This window comes from Streptomyces sp. H27-H1 (genome assembly GCF_026627445.1).
Lineage (GTDB): Bacteria > Actinomycetota > Actinomycetes > Streptomycetales > Streptomycetaceae > Streptomyces.
Genome location: NZ_JAPNLJ010000012.1, coordinates 80686 through 99111 on the forward strand (window position 1 = coordinate 80686; position 18426 = coordinate 99111).

Sequence of the window (18426 nt, forward strand, 5' to 3'; positions counted from 1 at the left end):
TGAACGCTCCCGAGTCCTAGACGTCCCGGCGGCCGACCGCCACGTACGAGGCGGCGACCGCGACGCCCGTCACCAGCAGGATCAGCGCCAGGTGGCTCAGGCTGCCCGGGGCAGCCACGCCCTCGGCGACGGCCGAGGGGTCGGATCCGGCGGTGGGCAGGCCGAACAGCTCTATCAGCGCCACCGGGGAGTTGTACTGGAGCAGGGCGCGGCCGGCCGGGACGAGCGCTTCCCAGATGCTGAGCACCGCCCCTATCACCGGCGGCAGCGTGACGACGCCGAGCATCACGGCGATCGCCCCGGCGGAGTGCCGCACCAGCGCCCCGACCGCGAGGGCCAGCACGCCGAGCAGCGTGACGTAGAAACTGCCCAGGAGCCCGGAGGCCCACTCCGCGCTCGAATGCGCCCCGGAGCCCGTGCCGTTGCGCAGGATCGTCGCGGCCAGCCCGACCAGACAGACCGACCCGGCGATGGCGAGGAACGAGGTGACGCCGAAGACGAGGTACTTCGCGGTGAGCACCCGGTACCGGTCGGGGGCCGCCGTGAAGGTGGTGCGGACCAGGCCGGTGCCGTACTCGGAGGTGATCGTCAGCACCCCGAGCACGATCACCGCGAGCTGCCCCACCAGGAGGCCGAACAGGGCCGGGGCGATGAACGGCATCTGTTCGTAGTCCATGGACGCGGTCTGCAGGATGACCGCGCCGCCGATGCCGACGACGAGCAGCACCATCGAGCCGAGCGTCCACATCGTGGAGCGCACGGACGTCAGCTTCGTCCACTCCGAGGCCACCGCGTGGCCAAGGTGCGGCCGGGGGGTCGGCAAGGGCGAGGTGTAGCCCGCCGGGCCCGGCTCCCCGGCGGTCGCGGTCGTCGGGGCGGTCATCGGCTGTCCTCGGGCTTCTGCGCGGGGGTGCGCACGGTCGCGGGGGAGTGCGCGGTATCGGGGTGGGAGGTATCGGGGGAGTCCGCGGCCTCGCGGGCGGCGAGCTGACCGGGGCTGCCGGGCATCAGGAACGGCTGTCCGGCGCTCCCGGGCGGCGGGGGCGCGAAGAAGCCCGACTGCGGGACCTGGAGGGCCTCGGCCGGCTCCTCGTCCTCCCACTTGGGGACGGTCAGCGGTTCGGGTTCCCACAGCTCGGCGCGCGGGTCCTCGGTGGAGGTGAACTCGACGGAGGACTGGGTCATGCGCATGTACGCCTCCTCCAGCGAGGCCCGGTGCGGCGACAGCTCCCACAGCCGTACGCCGGCGGTGTGCGCGAGGTCGGAGATCCGGGGCAGTTCCAGACCCGTCACGCGCAGCGCTCCGTCGGGCTCCCGCAGGACCCGGCCGCCCGCCCGGGCGAGGACGGAGCCCAGGGTGTCCCAGCCGGCCGGGTCGGTGTCGGCCGTCCGGACCCGGGCGAATCCGGCCGAGTTGTGCGTGATGAAGTCCTGGGTGCTCATATCGGCGAGCAGCCGGCCCCGGCCGATCACGATGAGGTGGTCGGCGGTCAGCGCCATCTCGCTCATGAGGTGGGAGGAGACGAAGACGGTGCGGCCCTCGGAGGCGAGCCGGCGCATCAGGTTCCGGACCCAGAGGATGCCTTCGGGGTCGAGGCCGTTGACCGGCTCGTCGAAGAGCAGCACCTGGGGGTCGCCGAGCAGGGCGGTCGCGATGCCGAGCCGCTGGCCCATGCCGAGCGAGAAGCCCTTGGCCCGCTGCCGGGCCACGTCCTGCAGGCCCACGACCCCCAGGACCTCGTCCACCCGCTTCTCTGGGATCCCGGAGAGCTGGGCGATCGACAGGAGGTGGGTGCGGGCCCGGCGGCCGCCGTGCACGGCCTTGGCGTCGAGCAGGGCGCCGACGTGCCGCTGGGCGTTCGGGAGCTCGCGGAAGGGCAGGCCGTTGATCGTGACCTGGCCGGCGGTGGGCCGGTCCAGGCCGACGATCATGCGCATCGTGGTGGACTTCCCGGAGCCGTTGGGCCCCAGGAATCCCGTCACGTGACCGGGCTTGACCTGGAAGGAAAGGTCGTCGACAGCGGTCTTCGCGCCGAAGCGCTTGGTCAGGCCGACTGCCTCGATCATCTTGCTGCCCCTTGCCAGGCCGGGACGGGTTTCGCCCGCGTAAGGGTTAAGAGGATATCCAGTCCCTTTCGGTTCCACCTCGTCCCCGACCCTGAGGTACCCCTGAGAACCGACCCGGGGATCCCCCGTAGTACCTCAGGCGTCCCTCTTCTTGAGGACCAGGTAGCCGCCGAGTACGGCGGCCAGTACCCACAGGGCCATGATCCCGAAGCCGCCCCAGGGGCCGTAGGGCACTTTCTCGCTGCCCATCGCTCCCGGGATCACCTGCATGATCTTGGAGCCGGCCTGGTCGGGGAAGTACTGGGCCACCTTCCGGGTCGCCGGGACCGCCCCGAGGATGTTCGAGACCAGCAGGAAGAACGGCATCAGGATGCCGAGCGAGAGCATCGAGCTGCGCAGCATGGCGGCCACGCCCATGGAGAACAGCGCGAGCATCGCCATGTACAGCCCGGCGCCGAAGACGGCGCGCAGCACGTTCGGCTCGTCGATGCCGATGCTGCGATCGCCCAGGATCGCCTGCCCGATGAAGAAGGACGCGAAGCTGGTGATCAGGCCCACGGCCAGCGCGAGCCCGGTGGCGACGAGCAGCTTGCCCGTCAGGAAGCTGCCGCGCCGGGGCACGGCGGCCAGCGAGGTGCGGATCATGCCCGAGCTGTACTCGGTGCCCACGACCAGCACGCCGAAGACGATCATCGCGAGCTGACCCAGGGACATGCCGGCGAAGCTGGCCAGCGTCGGGTCGAAAGTGGCCTGTTCCTGCGCGGGCATGTCCTTGAAGGAGGAGCTGATGAACGCGCAGAGCAGGGAGCTGATGCCGACCGTGACAAGGGCGGCCGCGGCCAGGGTCCAGACGGTCGAGGCGACCGAGCGGATCTTGGTCCACTCGGACTGGAGGACGGCGGAGTAGGAGGACACGTCACTTACCGCCCTTGCGCGTCGCCTCGAAGCCGGTGCCCCACGCGGGTACGTCGGCGGGCCGGGCCGGGTTGTCCGCGGCCATGCCCGGACCGGCCGGATGCCCGGCCGCTCCCGGTGCGTGGGCGTGGTACTCGACGGAGTCCGCCGTCATGCGCATGAACGCTTCCTCCAGTGAAGCCCGTTGCGGGCTGAGTTCGTGCAGCACGATCTGGTGCTGGGCGGCCAGCTCACCGAGCCGCTCCGCCTGCACGCCGTCGATCTCCAGCGTGCCGGTGGCCGGGACGCTGATCGCGTCGATCCCGGCTCCGTGAAGGATGTCCTTCAGCCGTTCCTGCTGCGGAGAGCGCATGCGGACGTAGCTGCGGGAGTTCTGCTGGATGAAATCGGCCATGGACAGATCGGCGAGCAGCTTTCCCTGTCCGATCACGACCAAATGCTGTGCGGTCAGAGCCATTTCGCTCATCAGGTGGGAAGAAACGAAGATCGTTCTTCCCTCTGCCGCGAGCCCCTTCATGAGATTGCGGATCCAGAGAATTCCCTCCGGGTCCAGACCATTGACGGGCTCGTCGAACATCAAGATCTCCGGGTCGCCGAGCAACGCGGAGGCGATGCCGAGCCGCTGGCCCATACCCAGCGAAAATCCCTTCGACTTCTTCTTCGCCACGGCCGTCAGGCCGACCAGGTCCAGCACTTCGGAAACCCGGCTGCTCGGGATCCGGTTCGACTGGGCGAGGCAGAGCAGGTTGTTGTACGCGCTGCGGCCGCCGTGCATCGCCTTCGCGTCCAGAAGTGCCCCGATGTACTTCAGCGGCTCCGGCAGGTCCCGGTAGTGCTTCCCGTCGATCCGGACCGTACCGCTGGTCGGATTGTCGAGGTCGAGCATCATGCGCATGGTCGTGGACTTGCCCGCCCCGTTGGGGCCGAGGAAGCCGGTGACCACCCCCGGTCTGACCTGGAAGCTGAGGTTGTCCACGGCGGTCTTCGCGCCGAATCGTTTCGTAAGGCCCTCAAGCTCGATCATTACGCCACGCTAGAACGCCGAAGGGCCCTACGCCACCTCTCACAGGTGACGAAGGGCCCTCGGTGTCGAATCGGAGTATCACCTTCCGGCAATCTTCCGGCGACTGGCGGCCGGCCACTGGCAGCCGGCAATCAGCGACTAGCGGCTCTGCTGCGCCGGAACGCCGCGGGTGACCGGCTCGTCGTCGATCGGGGCAGACGCGGCGGCGACCGCGGCACCCGTCAGCGTCGCCAGCATCTCGCGGACGTTGGTGAGCTGCGCGTTGATCGAGTCGCGGCGGTTGGTGAGCGCCGCCAGCTCGCGCTCGGACTCGCTGCGGATCCGGTCGGCCTTGGCGTTGGCGTCGGCCACGATGTCCTCGGCCTGGCGCTGCGCGGTCTCCACGGTCTGGCGGGCGCGGCGCTCGGCGTCCGTACGGAGCTTCTCGGCCTCCAGGCGCAGCTGCTCCGCGCGGTGCTCGATCTCCGCGAGGCGCTTCTCGGCCTTGGCCTGACGGCCGGCCAGGTCGCGCTCGGACTGCTCGCGGCGCTTGGCCAGGTTGGTCTCGAAGTCCGCGGCGGCCTGGGCGGCCTTGGCGCGGGTCTCCTCGAAGAGCGCGTCGGCCTCCTCGCGCTTGGAGGCCGCGTCCTTCTGGGCCTCGGTGCGCAGGGTGGAGGCGTCGCCCTTGGCCTTCTCGACGATCCGGACACCCTCGTCCTCGGCGGTCGACTTCCGGTCGGCGGCGAACGACTCGGCGTCGTTGCGCACCTGCTGGGCGGCCGACTCGGCGAGCTCGCGGTGCTGCTCGGCCGCGCGACGGGCCTCCTCACGGAGGTCCTTCGCCTCCTCCTCGGCCAGGCGAAGGATCTTCTCGACCCGGGCGCCGAGGCCGGCGTACGACGGCTCGGCGTCGTTCACCTGAGCCTGGGCGTTCTGCGTTTCGAGGTGCAACTCCTCGATCCGCTTTTCCAGAGAGTTGATACGTCCGAGGGCGCTGTCACGGTCGGAGACCAGCTTGGTGATGCGGTCGTCCACCTGACCGCGGTCGTAACCACGCCGCACGAGCTCGAAGCCGAAGGGGGAGGATGTGTCGCTCATGGGGTTCCTGTCGAATGAGACCGATGAGGTGCTACGCGAGGTGTTGGGTATGTAAGGGGAATCCTAGGCGCCAGGACGGCGTGTCATCGAGTCAATCCGCGTTTGATCTGGACAATGACACCCCTTTTGAGTGGCAAGGCGACAGAATGCTTGTCACTCGTTCGCCTGAACCTCCATCAGGAGCACATAGCCTCACGTGCTGACTAGCCCTCTGACGTCTTGCCACCCGAACGAGTGGAACCCGCTGTCGCACCGGCCTTCACGCCCCCCGCGCCCTGGCCGCCGACCCCGGGCTTTCCGCCACCCGAAGGTGCCTCGAATGATTCCAACGCCTCAAGAACGTCCTGGACACGGGAGATCTCCGCCTGAATGTCCTCGCGCCTGCGCACGAGGACCTCCAGCTCGCGCCGGCCCTCCTCGACGATACGTCCGGCCTCCGCCGTCGCCTCCGCGAGAGTGCCCTCGGCCGCCCGGACCAGCTCGGCCTTCTTCTGCTCGGCCTCCTTGAGCAGCGCCTCCGCCTTGCGCACCGCGGCGATACGGACCTTGCTCGCCTCGCTGCTCGCGTCCGATACCAGCTCCTTGGCCTTCGCGTCGGCCTCGATGCTCTGCTCGGTCGCCGCCCGCACCAGCTTGTCCACGCGCTCGCCGGCCGACTTCATCTGCTCGGCCGACTCCCGGCGGGCCCGCTCGTGCAGCTCCTCGACCTCCGCCTCGACGCGGCCGCGCAGCTCCTCCGCCCGTTCCCTTATGGCCGACGCATCGCTGCGCGCCCCGACCAGAAGTTCGTCGGCGTCCGTACGGGCCTTCTCCACCAGGGAGTTGCCCTCCACGGTCGCCTCCGAGGCGATCCGCGCGGCTTCCTTGCGCGCCGCGTCGACCATCGCGTCCGCCTGCTCCTCGGCCGCCGTCGTGGCGGCCAGGGCCTGCTTCTGTGCGTCCCCGGTGAGCTTCTCGGCCTCCGAGGAGGCCTCCGTGATGAGCCGGTCGACCTGCGTCGCGGCCTCGCTGCGGCGCTTGTTGGCTTCCTCGCGGGCCTCGTCGAGCACCCGCTCCGACGCGGTACGGGCCTCGCTGCGGATCCGCTCCGCCTCGGTGGCGGCCTCGGCCTTGACCCGCTCGGCCTCGGACCGGGTCCGGGTCGCGTGCTCCTGCGCCGAGGACAGCGCCTCGGCGGCCTCGGTACGCAGCCGCTGGGCCTCGGTCGCCGCCTCGCCGACCGTGCGCTCGGTGTCCTTGCGGGTCTGCTCGGTGAGCCGGTCCGCCTCCGCGACGGCCTCGCCGATCAGCTGGTCGGCCTGCTCGGCGGCCTCGGTACGGATCCGGCCGGCCTCGGCGCGTGCCTCGTCCAGGGTCCGCTCGGACTCCCGCTCGGCGCCGGCCAGGGTCTCGTTCGCCGCGACCGTGACACGGTCCGCCTCCGCGGTGGCCTCGCCGATGATCCGGCCGCCGTCCGCGCGGGCGTCGTCAAGGGTGCGGGCCGCCTCGGCGCGCAGCCGGTCGGCCTGCGCCGCGGCCTCGCCGACGGTGGCCTCGTTGGCCCTGCGCGTCTCCTCGACGAGCCGGTCGCCCTCGGTGCGCGCATCGACGAGGATCCCCGTCGCGTCCCGCTCGGCCCCGGCCAGGGTCTGTGCGGCCTGCGCCGTGAGCTGCTCGGCCTTCGCGTTCGCCCCGTCCAGAATGGCGGCCGCCTCGGCCCGCAGGGCCTCGGCCGCCAACTCGGCCTCACGGGAAGCCAGCGCGGCTGCCGCACGGGCTTCCTCGGTGTGCCGGTCGGCTTCCGAGGTGGCCTCGGCGATCAGGCGGTCGGCCTGCTCGGCCGCCTCCGTACGCAGCCGGTTCGCCTCGCCGCGGGCCTCGTCCAGCGTGCTCGCGGACTCGGTGCGGGCCGCCTCGGCGGAGGCCTCGGCCTCGGCCGTCAGCCGCTCCGCCTCGGTCGCCGCCGCGGCGACCGTCAGCTCGTTGGCCGCGCGGGTTTCCTCGGTGTGGCGACCGGCCTCGGCCGTGGCCTCCGCGACGATCCGGCCGCCTTCGGTGCGCGCGGCCTCCAGGGACTCCGCGGCCTCGCCACGGATCCGGTTCGCGTCGTCCCGGGCGTCGGCCTTCGTACGGGCCGCGTCGCGCTCGGAGGCGGCCAGTGCGTCGGTGGCCTCCGTGCGGACCCGCTGCGCGTATTCCGCGGTGTCCGTGCGCAGCTGCTCGGCCTCGGCGATCGCGTCGCCGACGGTCCGCTCGGCCAGCGCCTTCGCCGCGTCCGTCTCGGTGCGTGCCTCGCTGCGGATCCGGTTGGCGTCCTCGGTGGCCCGCTCCCGTTCCGCGTAGGCGTCTGCGCGGACCCGGCCGGCCTCTTCCCCGGCCTCCGTCCTCGTACGCTCCGCGGAGTGCTCGGCCGCGCTGCGCAGTCCCGCGACCTCTTCCTCTGCCTGCTCGTGCAGCCCGGCGACGGAGTCGCGCACCTGCTGGGCGGTGGCCTCGGCCGCCGCGACCACCTCGGACGCGCGCCGCTCGGCCTCCTCGGTGAGCCAGACGGCCTCGGCCGTGGCCTCCTCGGAACGCTTGCGGGCCTGGGCGAGGAGCTCCTCGCTCTCCTCCCGGGCCTGCGCCCGCTCGCTCTCCGCGTCCGTACGCGCCGAAGCGAGGGTCTCCTCGGACTCCCGGCGGCGCCGGGCGGCCTCCTCCTGGGCGGCGGCCAGGGCCTCGGCGGCCTCCTGCGCGACCCGCTCGGCGGCGGCCTTGGCCTCCGATCGCAGCCGGTCCGCGGTCTCCTGCGCCTCGGAGCGCAGCCGCTCGGCCTCGGCCTCGGCCTCGCCGGTGAGCCGCAGCGCGGACTGCTCGGCCTCCGCGCGGACCCGGCCGGCGTCCTCGGCGGCGTCGGTGCGCAGCTGGTCGGCCTCCGCCTCCGACTGCGCCTGCAGCGTGCGGATCCGCTCCGCGGACTCGGCGCGCAGCCGGTCGCTCTCCTCAGTGGTCTCCTTGCGGATGTTCTCGGCGGCCGCCCGGGCGTCGCGGAGCGTCTGCTCGGCGGTCGTCAGGCGTCCCTCGGCGTCGGTGTGCAGCCGGACGAGTTCCTCGTCGGCCTCCGCCCGCTTCGCCGCCAGCGCACGCTCGGTCTCCTCGCGCCGCACGGCCGCCGCGGCGTCCGCCTCGGCCCGTACCGACTCGGCCTGCTCCTCGGATTCCGTGCGCAGCCGCTCGGCCTCGGCACGGGTCCGCTCCAGGGTCTCCTCGGCCTGCTTGCGCAGGGTGGTGGCGCGCTCGACGGCCTCGCCGCGGACCCGCTCGCTCTCGGTGTTCGCTCCGGAGCGCACCTCGTCGGCGTCGGCACGGGACTTGCCCAGCAGCTCCTCGGCGGTCCTGGCCGCCTCCTCGATCTGCTGGACGGCCTCGCGGCGGGCCTCGCCGCGGATCCGCTCGCCCTCGGCGACGGCCTCCGCGCGCAGCTGCTCGGCCTCGCCGCGCAGCCGGCGGGCTTCCTCCTGGAGCTCGACCGTACGGGCCCGGTACTCCTCCGTGTCGTCCTTCGCGGCGCCCTTGAGCTCATCGGCCGTGGTGGCGGCCTGGGCGCGCAGCCGCTCTGCCTCTGCCTCGGCCTCGCCGCGGATCCGCTCGGCCTCCTCGGACGCGGCCCGGGTGGTGGCGCGGGCGTCCTCGGAGGCCTTGTTCAGTACCTCTTCGGCGGTGCGGGCCGCCTTCGCCAGCTGGGCCGCCGTGTCCTCGGCCGCGGCGGTACGGGCCTGCTCGCCGGCCTCGGTGCGCAGCCGGTCGGTGTCCGCTCGGGCGTCGGCGAGCGCCTGCTCGGCCTCGGCCTTGAGGGTTTCGGCTTCCTTGTTGGCCTCGCCGACGAGGCGGGCCACCTGCTCCTTGGCCGTACGGGTGCGCTGCTCGTTGACGGATTCCGCCGAGGCCAGCTGCCGTGCGGCGCTCTCCTTGGCCTCCGCGAGGAGCTTCTCGGCGGCCGCGCGGGCCTCCCGCAGGGTGCCGTCGGCCTCCTGGGCGCGCTGCTCGGCGACCCGGGCGAGGTCCATCGTCTGCTGGCGGGTCTGCTCGGCCTCGGCGGAGGTGGTGGAGCGCAGCCGCTCCGCGTGCTCGGTGGCCTCCTGGGCCTGCGCGGAGGCGGCGGTCAGCAGCCGCTCGGCCTCCTTGCGGGCGCGCAGCAGCGTCGACTCCGCCTCGGCGCGGGCGGTTTCGTTGTCGGCGGCGAGCCGGCGGGTGCCCTCGGAGGCGACCCGGGCGGCCTCGGCGCGCGCTGCGTTCAGGGTCTGCTCGGCCTCGACGCGGGACTCGTCCATGAGCCGGCGGGCCTGGGACTCGGTGCGGGCACGCAACTGCTCGGCCCAGGCCACGTTCTCGTTGACGTGGGCTTCCACCGTCTGGCGGCGCTCGCTGAGCTCCTGGTCCAGGCGCTGGCGGCGGTTGACGGCCTCGGCGTGCAGTTCGGCCTGGAGCCGCGCCTGGTGTTCGGCGTGCTCCTGGAGGATGCGCTGGGTCTGCGCCCGGACGTCGCGCAGTTCGCGCTCGGCGTCGGAACGCATCTGGTCGGCCTGGATCTGGGCATTGCGAAGCAGCTGCTCCGCCTGGTACCCCATGTCCGCGCCGTCGTAGGCGGGGCGGGACGCCAGGTTGCGGCGTACCTCGTGGAGCTTGGCGCGCAGCACCTCGACCTGGTATCCCAGGTCATCGGCGTGCTGGACGGCCTTCCCGCGTTCCTTCTTCAGCCGCTCCATCTCGGCTTCGAAGCGCGAGAGATGGTCGGCCTCGGCCTGATGGCTCTCCTGGCTTTCGTAGCCCCGCACAGCGCGGTCCCATCCGTCCCCTGGTCGCAAGCTCAATCCCAAATGAGCGCCGTCCGCCCGCTGAACGACGCCCCGGGGAATCGTGTCAGACAGCGGGGCTGGGGATACAGGCCCCGACCCCGTCTCCGCGCCGAACCCCGGCCGAGCCAAAGCCACTCTACCGGCCGGGGAAACGGGACATCAGTGGTCGGGGTTGCTCGTCACCAGTTCCGTCAGGACGCCATGGCAGTCCTTGGGGTGCAGGAAGGTGATCGAGGAGCCCATCGAGCCGGTGCGGGGCTGGTCGTAGAGGACGCGGACGCCCTTGCCGCGGATGGCCTCGGAGTCGCCCTGGACGTCCTCGGTGCCGAAGGCGATGTGGTGGACGCCCTCGCCGTTCTTGGCCAGCCACTTGCCGACCGCGGAGTCCTCGCGGGTGGCTTCCAGCAGCTGGATGTACGAGGCACCGCCGTCGGAGGTGCCGTTGATCTTCAGCATGGCTTCGCGGACACCCTGCTCCTCGTTGACCTCGGAGTGGAACACCTCGAAGCCGTACGTGGCACGGTAGAACTCCACCGTCTTGTCCAGGTCGAAGCAGGCGATCCCGATGTGGTCGATTCTTGTCAGCATGGACACAGTGCAGCGCCCCGGGACGCGGTTACGCAACGTGCGCGCGATCACACTGACGGGCCGATGACGGCACGGGTACCGCTCAGTACATTCGGGTAAACCCTCGTTCACTCCTCATCTTCAAGGGGCTGTGCTCCATGTCCGGAACGAACAACACCACGTCAGTGATCGTCGCAGGGGCCCGCACGCCCATGGGGCGACTGCTCGGCTCGCTGAAGTCCTTCTCGGGTGCCGACCTCGGCGGCTTCGCCATCAAGTCCGCGCTGGAACGGGCCGGGATCTCCGGCGACCAGGTCCAGTACGTGATCATGGGGCAGGTGCTTCAGGCCGGTGCGGGCCAGATCCCTGCCCGCCAGGCCGCCGTCAAGGGCGGAATCCCGATGAACGTGCCCGCCCTCACCATCAACAAGGTGTGCCTGTCGGGTCTGGACGCCATCGCCCTGGCGGACCAGCTCATCCGCGCCGGGGAGTTCGACATCGTGGTCGCGGGCGGCCAGGAGTCCATGACCAACGCCCCCCACCTGCTGCCGAAGTCCCGCGAGGGCTTCAAGTACGGTGCCATCGAGATGCTCGACGCCATGGCCTACGACGGTCTCACCGACGCCTTCGAGAACATCCCGATGGGCCTGTCCACCGAGACCCACAACGCCCGTCTGGGCATCGAGCGGGCCCCGCAGGACGCGTTCGCGGCCACCTCCCACCAGCGGGCAGCCGCCGCGCAGAAGAACGGCGTCTTCGAGGCCGAGATCACCCCGGTCGAGATCCCGCAGCGCAAGGGCGAGCCCGTGGTGTTCTCGCAGGACGAGGGCATTCGGGCGGAGACCACCACCGAGTCCCTCGGCAAGCTGCGCCCGGCCTTCGCGAAGGACGGCACCATCACCGCGGGCACGTCCTCGCAGATCAGCGACGGGGCCGCGGCCGTGGTCGTGATGAGCAAGGCCAAGGCCGAGGAGCTCGGCCTGGAGTGGCTCGCCGAGATCGGCGCCCACGGCAATGTGGCGGGCCCGGACAACTCGCTCCAGTCTCAGCCCTCCAACGCGATCCTGCACGCCCTGAAGAAGGAGGGCCTCGGAGTCGAGGACCTCGACCTCATCGAGATCAACGAGGCCTTCGCGGCGGTCGCCGTGCAGTCAATGAAGGACCTCGGAGTGACCCCGGAAAAGGTGAACGTCAACGGCGGCGCCATCGCCCTGGGCCACCCGATCGGCATGTCCGGCGCCCGTGTGGTGCTGCACCTGGCGCTGGAGCTCAAGCGCCGCGGCGGCGGGGTCGGCGCGGCCGCCCTGTGCGGTGGCGGCGGCCAGGGCGACGCCCTGATCGTCCGCGTCCCGTAGTCGCGGGGCGGCCGCCCGGCCGCCCCGCACCCCTGCCCGTACGAGACCCGCGGGACCCGCGAGAACGAAGGAGCGCAGCAAGAATGACGGCGGTGGACGTCCCCCAGCTGGTGGCCCAGGCCCGTGAGGGCAGGCCGCGAGCGGTCGCCCGGCTGATCTCGCTGGTCGAGGGGGCGTCCCCGCAGCTGCGCGAGGTGATGGCGGCGCTGGCCCCGCTCACGGGCGGCGCGTACGTGGTGGGCCTCACCGGCTCCCCGGGCGTCGGCAAGTCCACGACCACCTCGGCGCTGGTCTCCGCGTACCGCAAGGCCGGCAAGCGGGTCGGCGTCCTGGCCGTCGACCCGTCCTCGCCGTTCAGCGGGGGCGCGCTGCTCGGGGACCGGGTGCGGATGTCGGACCACGCCTCCGACCCCGGGGTGTACATCCGCTCCATGGCCACCCGCGGTCACCTGGGCGGCCTCGCCTGGGCCGCCCCGCAGGCGATCCGGGTGCTGGACGCGGCCGGCTGCGAGGTGATCCTGGTCGAGACCGTCGGGGTCGGGCAGTCGGAGGTGGAGATCGCGGCGCAGGCCGACACCTCGGTGGTGCTGCTGGCCCCGGGCATGGGCGACGGGATCCAGGCCGCGAAGGCGGGCATCCTGGAGATCGGCGACGTCTACGTGGTGAACAAGGCCGACCGGGACGGTGCGGACGCCACCGCCCGGGAGCTGAACCACATGCTGAGCCTGGGGGAGTCCCGGGGCAAGGGCGACTGGCGGCCGCCGATCGTGAAGACGGTCGCGGCCCGGGCCACGGGCATCGACGAGCTGGTCGAGGCGCTGGAGAAGCACCGGGCGTGGATGGACGAGCGCGGGGTGCTGGCGCAGCGGCGTACGGCCCGGGCAGCGCGAGAGGTGGAAACGATCGCGATCACCGCGCTGCGGGCGCGGCTCGCCGATGTGCACGGCGACGCCCGGCTGGAGGCGCTGGCCGCGCGGGTCGCGCGGGGCGAGCTGGACCCGTACGCGGCCTCGGACGCGCTGCTGGCGACTCTGACGGAACCGGATGCGGAGCCCGCGGGCCGGTCATAGACTGGCGAACGCCCGGAATGCCCCGACGCAGGGAGGTTTCATGGCGAAGCGCGGTAACAAGAAGCGAGCCCGTAGGAAGAAGAAGGCCAACCACGGAAAGCGTCCCAACTCCTGATTCGGAGCGGCACGCCGCACGTGGACCTACGAGAGGAGCCGCGCCCCCGTTGCGGGGGGCGCGGCTCCTCTCGTAGGTCGTACGGGGGCGGTCGACGGCGGGCCGGTCAGTTCCCGTCGTCGTTGTCGTCCGAGTTGGACGAGAGCACCTTGGCCGTGGCGGTGTCCACGTGCACGTTCTGGGTCTTCCCGTCGGTCGTCTTGACCTCGACGTCCCAGTAGGCGGCTCGACCGTTGTCGTCGTCGTCATCGTCCCACTGGACGGACCAGACCTTGCCGGGGTGGGCGGCGACGGCCGCCTTCATCGCCTGCTCGGCGGTCACCTTCGCGGCGAGCAGTCCGGCGTAGTCGTCGGCCTTCTGCTCATCGTCCTGGTTCTCCTTGGTGACGCCGCCGCTCGCGGAATCCACCTCGAGTTCCGAGTGGGTGCCGTCCTTGCTGATCACGTCCACGTGCCAGACGGAGCCGTCGCGCTCGAGGGACTCGATGACGCCGGGGTTGGCCTTCAGGGCCGCCGAGGCGGCCGCCTCGGCGGTGACGTCGGCTCGCGCGGCGGTGGCCGCGGGCACGGTTTTCGCCGTGTCGGCGGTTGCCGTCGCCGCGGCCGCCACCGGCCCTCCCAATGCCAGGACCACGGCCGCGGCCGCCGAAACAAGAGTGTTGCGCTGCATGACTGAACCTCCTCAGGCCGGCCAGGAGCGCCTACGGTTGCTCGGCGGGGCCGGCAGCGAGTGGTGCGTTCCCCACCATTGTCCGGTGATTCGCCCAGATGGGCGCGCCGGGCCCCCGGAGGGGGCTCAGCCCTTGCCGCGGCCCGCGCGAAGGTGTTCGGCGACGGGGCCGAGCGCCTCGCGCAGCGCCGCGAGGGCGTCCGGCGGGAGCAGGCCGATGAAGTGCCGGCGGACCGACGCGACGTGGTGCGGGGCGACCTTGCGCATCATCTCCATGCCCTCGGGCGTGAGGACGGCGTAGAGCCCGCGGCGGTCGGACTCACAGTTCACGCGGCGGACGAGGCCGGCCGCTTCCATGCGGGTGATCTGGTGGGAGAGCCGGCTCTTGGACTGCAGGGTCGACGTCGCGAGGTCGCTCATCCGCATCCGGTGCTCGTCGGACTCGGAGAGGTTGACGAGGATCTCGTAGTCGTTGTTGGTGAGCCCGAACGGCTGGAGGTCCTTTTCCAACTGGTGCATCAGCAGTCTGCTGACGTCCAGGTGGGTGCGCCAGGCGCACTGCTCGGCGTCGTTCAGCCAGGGGGCGGCCGTCTCGGTCTCGATGGTCTCCATGAAAGAACTCTACCTAAGAAGTTGAATTGCGTACAAAAATGCTGTGAGGTCAGAGGTTTCCTACAGTCCGAAGCGCCGCTGGAGATCCCCCAGCTGCCCCGGCATCCGCGGTACGCCGACCTGGCCCAGCGGACCCTGTTGCGCTCCGGGCACACCCTGCGCGTTGCCCGTGGCCGCGCCGGCGCCCACGGCCCCGACCGCCTTCTCCGCCATCAGCATCTCCGACGACTGGAGCAGCACCGTACCCGCGCCCACGAACTCGAACTGGTGCTCCTCGCCGGAGGAGCCCCCGATGCCCGTCAGCGAGCGCAGGCCCCCGATCACGCCCGACATGTACGCGTGGTCGTAGTGGTGGCAGGGGGAGGGGCAGTCCGCCCATCCCACCAGCGCCTGCGGGTCCACGCGCAGCGGCGGCTCCATGAACACCACCGGGCCGTTGGAGGCCGCCACGAACTTCCCGGTGCCGATCAGGGTGAGGAAGCCCGGGACGATCGACTGCTTCAGCGCGAGCGAGGGCTGATAGGCGAGCAGGTTGCCCGACCGGATGGTCAGGTTGCCGTTGTCCAGGTCGTACGAGTTCACGTCGAAGGCCCGGTCGGCCAGCAGCATCTTGCCCTGGCCCTCGGCCACCACCCAGTCGCTCGCGTGCAGCGGCGAGTGGAAGCTCGTACGCAGCAGCCGGTCGAAGCGGCCGTGGCCGATGCCGTTGAACTCGATGCTCCCGTAGTAGGCGATCATCTTGCCCTTCTGCAGGAACCACTGGCTCCCCTTGAGCTCCACGCAGAAGGTGTAGGCGTTGACGTTGTCGTCGGACGGCAGGGTGTACGGGTCGAAGACCGTCGGGCCGCCGGGTCCGCCGGTCACAGGGCCAAAGTTCACAATTTCTCCTCGGAGGCCTGTACGTACACCGCGCCCTGGCCGGACAGCTCCAGCTGGAACCCCTCGCCGGAGCCGCGCCCGACCATGTCCCGCCAGCCCAGCGCCGTGGACAGTTTGTTGCGGACCTCGCCGTGGTGGGCGACGTAGGCCTGCGGGTCCACGTGGACCGGCCGCTGCGGGGTGATCGGCAGCTCGATGACCCCGCCGTGGGCCATCACGGCCACCGAGCCGTGGCCCTTGAGCGTGGTGGTGAACAGGCCCTGGCCGGTCACCTGGCCGCGCACCATGCCCATGACCCCGCCCTGTGAGCCCATGAACATCGTGCCCTGCTGCAGGGTGCCGTCGAAGGCGAGCAGCCGGTCGGCCTCCACGTAGAGCGTCTCGCCGGTGAGGCTGATGACCTGGATGTGGTGGCCGCCATGGCCGAACATCACGGTGCCGCTGCCCTCGACCTCCATCAGCGGGGTCTGTTCGTTCGCCACCCGGCGTCCGATCATGCCCATCACGCCGCCCTGGCCGCCGGTCAGGCTCGGGGTGAAGGAGACCTCGCCGCGGTAGGCGAGCATCGCGCCGCGCTGGCTGTACATCTTCTGCCCCGGTACGACCTGGGCCTCGACCATCTTCGAGTTGATCTCGCGGAACGGCATCAGACGTCGCCCCCGACGGTGTTGCGCTCGCTGGGCTGCACGTACACCAGGCCCTCGCCCTCGAAGCGGATCTGGAACGCCTCGCCGGAGCCCTCGCCCATCAGCGTGCGGAAGGTCACACCGGACTGGAAGGACTGCTGGAGGTTGCCGGTGTGCGCGATGTACGCCCCCGGGTCGACGGAAAGCGGGTACTGGGCGCTGACGCGCAGCACCACGGCGGGGCCGTCGGACATGATCGCCGCCTGCCCGTTGCCCTCCACGGTCGTGGTGAACAGGCCGTTGCCGCTCGTAGCGCCGCGCAGGCCGGTGAAGGTGGTGCCGGTGCGCAGACCGGCGTCGGTGCACAGCAGGTTGCTGGACTCGACGTACAGCTTCTCGCCGCGCAGATTGACCAGATTGATCTCACTCGCGCGGTCGGCGAAGAAGCAGGTGCCGTGCCCCTGCACTTCCATCACGGTCATCTGCTCGCCGGTGAGCCGCCGGGTCACCATTCCGCGGAGGCCTTCGCCACCGCCGGTCATCTTCTTGAAGGCCATCTGGCCGTCGTACGCGACCATGGCGCCGTTCTTCGCTTTCACGGCGTCACCGGTCAGGTCGACGGCGAGCACCTTGCTGCCTTGGAGTCGGAACTGAGCCACGGGAAGACGTTATCGGCAGCGGGCGGCAGCGAACAGGGCCCGTTGGCCGATATCCGCCCTGATCCGCCCCGATCCACCGGGACCGGGCCCCGCGCCGAGACCGGCCGGGGCGGCTGAGACACTGGGACGGACCCCCGGCATCCACCCCGAAGGCTCCCCGTGGACATCAAGACCGCTTCCGCCCTGCACAGGCTGCGCCTCGTCTCCGTACCGGAGGCGCTCTCGTTCCCGGCGCTGCTGCTCTTCGGCTCGGTGCTGAGCCGGGTCTCGGACATCGACTACCTGATGATGCCGCTCGGCATCCTCCACGGGTTCCTGTTCGTCATCTACGCGGTGTTCCTGCTGGACGTCTGGAACAAGGCGAAGTGGCCCCTGAAGAAGGTCGCGCTGTTCTTCCTGCTGGCCCTGGTGCCCTTCGGCGGGCTCTACGGCGACCGGCTGCTGAAGCGCGAGGAGTCGGCCGGCGTGCTCGCGGCCCGCGCCCGTGAGGCGGCCCGCGCATGATGATCGCCTTCTCGGTGACCCCGCTGGGCGTCGGCGAAGAGGTCGGCGAGTACGTGGCCGACGCCGTCCGCGTGGTCCGGGAGTCGGGGCTGCCCAACCGCACGGACGCCATGTTCACCACCATCGAAGGCGAGTGGGACGAGGTGATGGACGTGGTCAAGCGCGCGGTGGCCGCCGTGGAGGCGCGCGCCCCCCGGGTCTCCTTCATCCTCAAGGCCGACATCCGGCCCGGAGTCACCGACGGCATCACCTCCAAGGTGGAGACGGTGGAACGCCACCTCGCCGAGGGCTGACCAGCTCACACGGCGTGTACCCGTAGGAACAGCCCTTCGAGGGGCGGGCCCTGAAGCGCTTCCCACCCCCGCGCGGTCCTACGTGCTGGACGCGGCCGGCCGATGCCGGTTCCGGCACGGCCCCACGGGGTCCTCGGCGGGCCTCCTAGGAGCCGGCCGGGCCCGTCGCCAGGGCGATGGCCAGGGGGGTGCGTTCGTAGAGGATCTGATGGCCGTGGCGGGAGGCGATGAGGAGGCCTGCTCCCCGGAGGGCCTTCAGGTGGGCGGAGACCGTGGAAGGGGCCAGCGACAGCCGGTGGGCCAGGGCCGTGGTCGAGGCCGGGTCGGTCAGGGCGCAGAGGATGTCTGCGCGGGCCCGGCCCAGCAGCCGGGCCAGCGCCTCCGGGGCCGGGCCGGCCGGGGCCGTCCACAGGGCGCCGATGCCCCGGGCCGGGTACACCAGCGTCGGCTGCCACGGCGGGTCGTAGCCGCCGACGACCTCCGGCCAGACGAAGGCGCTCGGCATGAGCAGGAGGCCCTGGCCGTCGAGCGAGCGGTCGTGGTGGCCCCGGCGGGTGATCGTGAGGGTGTTCCCCGACCAGCGCAGGTCCGGGTGGAGGCCGTCGAAGAGCGCCTCCAGCCCGCTCGCCGCCAGCCGCCGCGAGTGGAACAGGATGTCCGCCTCCAGCAGGGCCCGCAGCCGCGGCCAGTGCGGGGCGACCAGCACGCACCAGGCCCGTTCGTACAGATCGGCCAGCTCCCGGACCGCCCGCGCCGGATCCGCCAGCATCCGCTGCCCGGCCTCGCTCTCCAGCGCCCCCGGGGTGCACACCAGGGAGCGCCGCAGGTCCTCCCGCGCCGCCCCCGGGTCGGTGGACCGGACCCGCGCCAGCTCCTCCTCGAAGGTGACGGAAGGGCCCGTCGGAGGAGGGCTGAGGAAATCCGGATTGTGTCCCGCCAGGGGCATCAGCAGCCACAGCGGCCGCAGGTCCAGGCCGGCCGCGGCGGCGCGGATCTGCCGGAGCCAGGGCAGGTGGTAGGCCTGCCGCTGCGGGCGCAGCAGAACGCGGACCGCCTCCTGGGTCTCCCAGCGCGGAGAGATCGAGAACCGGCAGCGCAGCAGGTCGGCGGGGCCGAAGCGGAAGTGGAAGGGGATGGCCGTACCTCCTGAGTGATTCGGCCGGGAACGAATCTCTGTCC

The 18426-nt window shown here is 71.5% G+C and carries 18 protein-coding genes; 5 read left to right on the forward strand and 13 right to left on the reverse strand.

Annotation, left to right across the window (positions count from 1 at the left end; translation table 11 throughout):
• Window positions 1-16: 16 nt before the first annotated feature.
• The 7 genes from OTB20_RS15600 to mce form a co-directional block, all read right to left on the reverse strand.
• On the reverse strand, window positions 17-883 hold the full coding sequence (locus tag OTB20_RS15600; RefSeq protein ID WP_267818001.1) for an ABC transporter permease: 867 nt from the start codon (window positions 881-883) through the stop codon (window positions 17-19).
• Window positions 880-2067 carry an ABC transporter ATP-binding protein gene (locus OTB20_RS15605; RefSeq protein ID WP_267818003.1) on the reverse strand — a complete coding sequence of 396 codons (1188 nt, stop codon included), beginning with the start codon at window positions 2065-2067 and terminating at the stop codon, window positions 880-882. Before OTB20_RS15605 ends, OTB20_RS15600 begins: the two co-directional genes overlap by 4 nt.
• Before the next feature lie 135 nt (window positions 2068-2202).
• Window positions 2203-2982, reverse strand: coding sequence for an ABC transporter permease subunit (locus tag OTB20_RS15610; RefSeq protein ID WP_267818005.1), 780 nt, complete (start codon window positions 2980-2982; stop codon window positions 2203-2205).
• 1 nt (window position 2983) lies between these two features.
• Entirely contained in the window at window positions 2984-4006 is a 1023-nt protein-coding gene (locus OTB20_RS15615; RefSeq protein ID WP_267818007.1) for an ATP-binding cassette domain-containing protein, read from the reverse strand.
• Between the two features lie 138 nt (window positions 4007-4144).
• Window positions 4145-5083, reverse strand: a complete 939-nt coding sequence (locus OTB20_RS15620) for a cellulose-binding protein (RefSeq protein WP_267818009.1) — start codon at window positions 5081-5083, stop codon at window positions 4145-4147.
• 203 nt (window positions 5084-5286) lie between these two features.
• Window positions 5287-9876 (reverse strand): polarized growth protein Scy, encoded by a 4590-nt coding sequence (gene scy / locus OTB20_RS15625; RefSeq protein ID WP_267818011.1) that lies wholly within the window; start codon window positions 9874-9876, stop codon window positions 5287-5289.
• Window positions 9877-10056: 180 nt separating this feature from the next.
• Window positions 10057-10485 (reverse strand): methylmalonyl-CoA epimerase, encoded by a 429-nt coding sequence (gene mce, locus OTB20_RS15630; RefSeq protein WP_267752103.1) that lies wholly within the window; start codon window positions 10483-10485, stop codon window positions 10057-10059.
• Between the two features lie 137 nt (window positions 10486-10622).
• Here mce and OTB20_RS15635 point away from each other — a divergent pair, with 137 nt between their 5' ends.
• From OTB20_RS15635 to OTB20_RS42755, 3 genes are all read left to right on the forward strand, one after another.
• Window positions 10623-11819, forward strand: coding sequence for an acetyl-CoA C-acetyltransferase (locus OTB20_RS15635; RefSeq protein ID WP_267752104.1), 1197 nt, complete (start codon window positions 10623-10625; stop codon window positions 11817-11819).
• Window positions 11820-11902: 83 nt separating this feature from the next.
• Complete coding sequence (gene meaB / locus OTB20_RS15640) at window positions 11903-12889, forward strand: methylmalonyl Co-A mutase-associated GTPase MeaB (protein ID WP_267818012.1); 987 nt, start codon at window positions 11903-11905, stop codon at window positions 12887-12889.
• Window positions 12890-12929: 40 nt separating this feature from the next.
• Window positions 12930-13004 (forward strand): 50S ribosomal protein bL37, encoded by a 75-nt coding sequence (locus OTB20_RS42755; RefSeq protein WP_420716411.1) that lies wholly within the window; start codon window positions 12930-12932, stop codon window positions 13002-13004.
• A 106-nt stretch (window positions 13005-13110) separates the two neighbouring features.
• Here the strand turns inward: OTB20_RS42755 and OTB20_RS15645 are convergent, their stop codons facing one another.
• The 5 genes from OTB20_RS15645 to OTB20_RS15665 all read right to left on the reverse strand — a co-directional run bounded on the left by OTB20_RS15645 (window position 13111) and on the right by OTB20_RS15665 (window position 16450).
• Entirely contained in the window at window positions 13111-13674 is a 564-nt protein-coding gene (locus OTB20_RS15645) for a PepSY domain-containing protein (protein WP_267818014.1), read from the reverse strand.
• Window positions 13675-13800: 126 nt separating this feature from the next.
• On the reverse strand, window positions 13801-14277 hold the full coding sequence (locus OTB20_RS15650) for a MarR family winged helix-turn-helix transcriptional regulator (protein ID WP_267818159.1): 477 nt from the start codon (window positions 14275-14277) through the stop codon (window positions 13801-13803).
• 69 nt (window positions 14278-14346) lie between these two features.
• Complete coding sequence (locus OTB20_RS15655) at window positions 14347-15150, reverse strand: AIM24 family protein (RefSeq protein WP_267818161.1); 804 nt, start codon at window positions 15148-15150, stop codon at window positions 14347-14349.
• An 11-nt stretch (window positions 15151-15161) separates the two neighbouring features.
• Window positions 15162-15812: an AIM24 family protein gene (locus tag OTB20_RS15660; protein ID WP_267752107.1), complete on the reverse strand. Its 651-nt coding sequence runs from the start codon at window positions 15810-15812 to the stop codon at window positions 15162-15164.
• Window positions 15812-16450: an AIM24 family protein gene (locus OTB20_RS15665; RefSeq protein WP_267818016.1), complete on the reverse strand. Its 639-nt coding sequence runs from the start codon at window positions 16448-16450 to the stop codon at window positions 15812-15814. Before OTB20_RS15665 ends, OTB20_RS15660 begins: the two co-directional genes overlap by 1 nt.
• 159 nt (window positions 16451-16609) lie before the next feature.
• Between OTB20_RS15665 and OTB20_RS15670 the strand changes: the two genes are divergently transcribed.
• Together OTB20_RS15670 and OTB20_RS15675 are read left to right on the forward strand one after the other, a co-directional pair.
• Window positions 16610-16954, forward strand: a complete 345-nt coding sequence (locus tag OTB20_RS15670; protein WP_267818018.1) for a DUF3817 domain-containing protein — start codon at window positions 16610-16612, stop codon at window positions 16952-16954.
• Window positions 16951-17247 (forward strand): MTH1187 family thiamine-binding protein, encoded by a 297-nt coding sequence (locus OTB20_RS15675; protein WP_267818020.1) that lies wholly within the window; start codon window positions 16951-16953, stop codon window positions 17245-17247. The genes OTB20_RS15670 and OTB20_RS15675 overlap by 4 nt, the downstream gene beginning before the upstream one ends.
• 145 nt (window positions 17248-17392) lie before the next feature.
• Here OTB20_RS15675 and OTB20_RS15680 read toward each other — a convergent pair whose 3' ends face one another.
• On the reverse strand, window positions 17393-18382 hold the full coding sequence (locus tag OTB20_RS15680) for an ArsR/SmtB family transcription factor (protein WP_267818163.1): 990 nt from the start codon (window positions 18380-18382) through the stop codon (window positions 17393-17395).
• Between the last annotated feature and the right edge of the window lie 44 nt (window positions 18383-18426).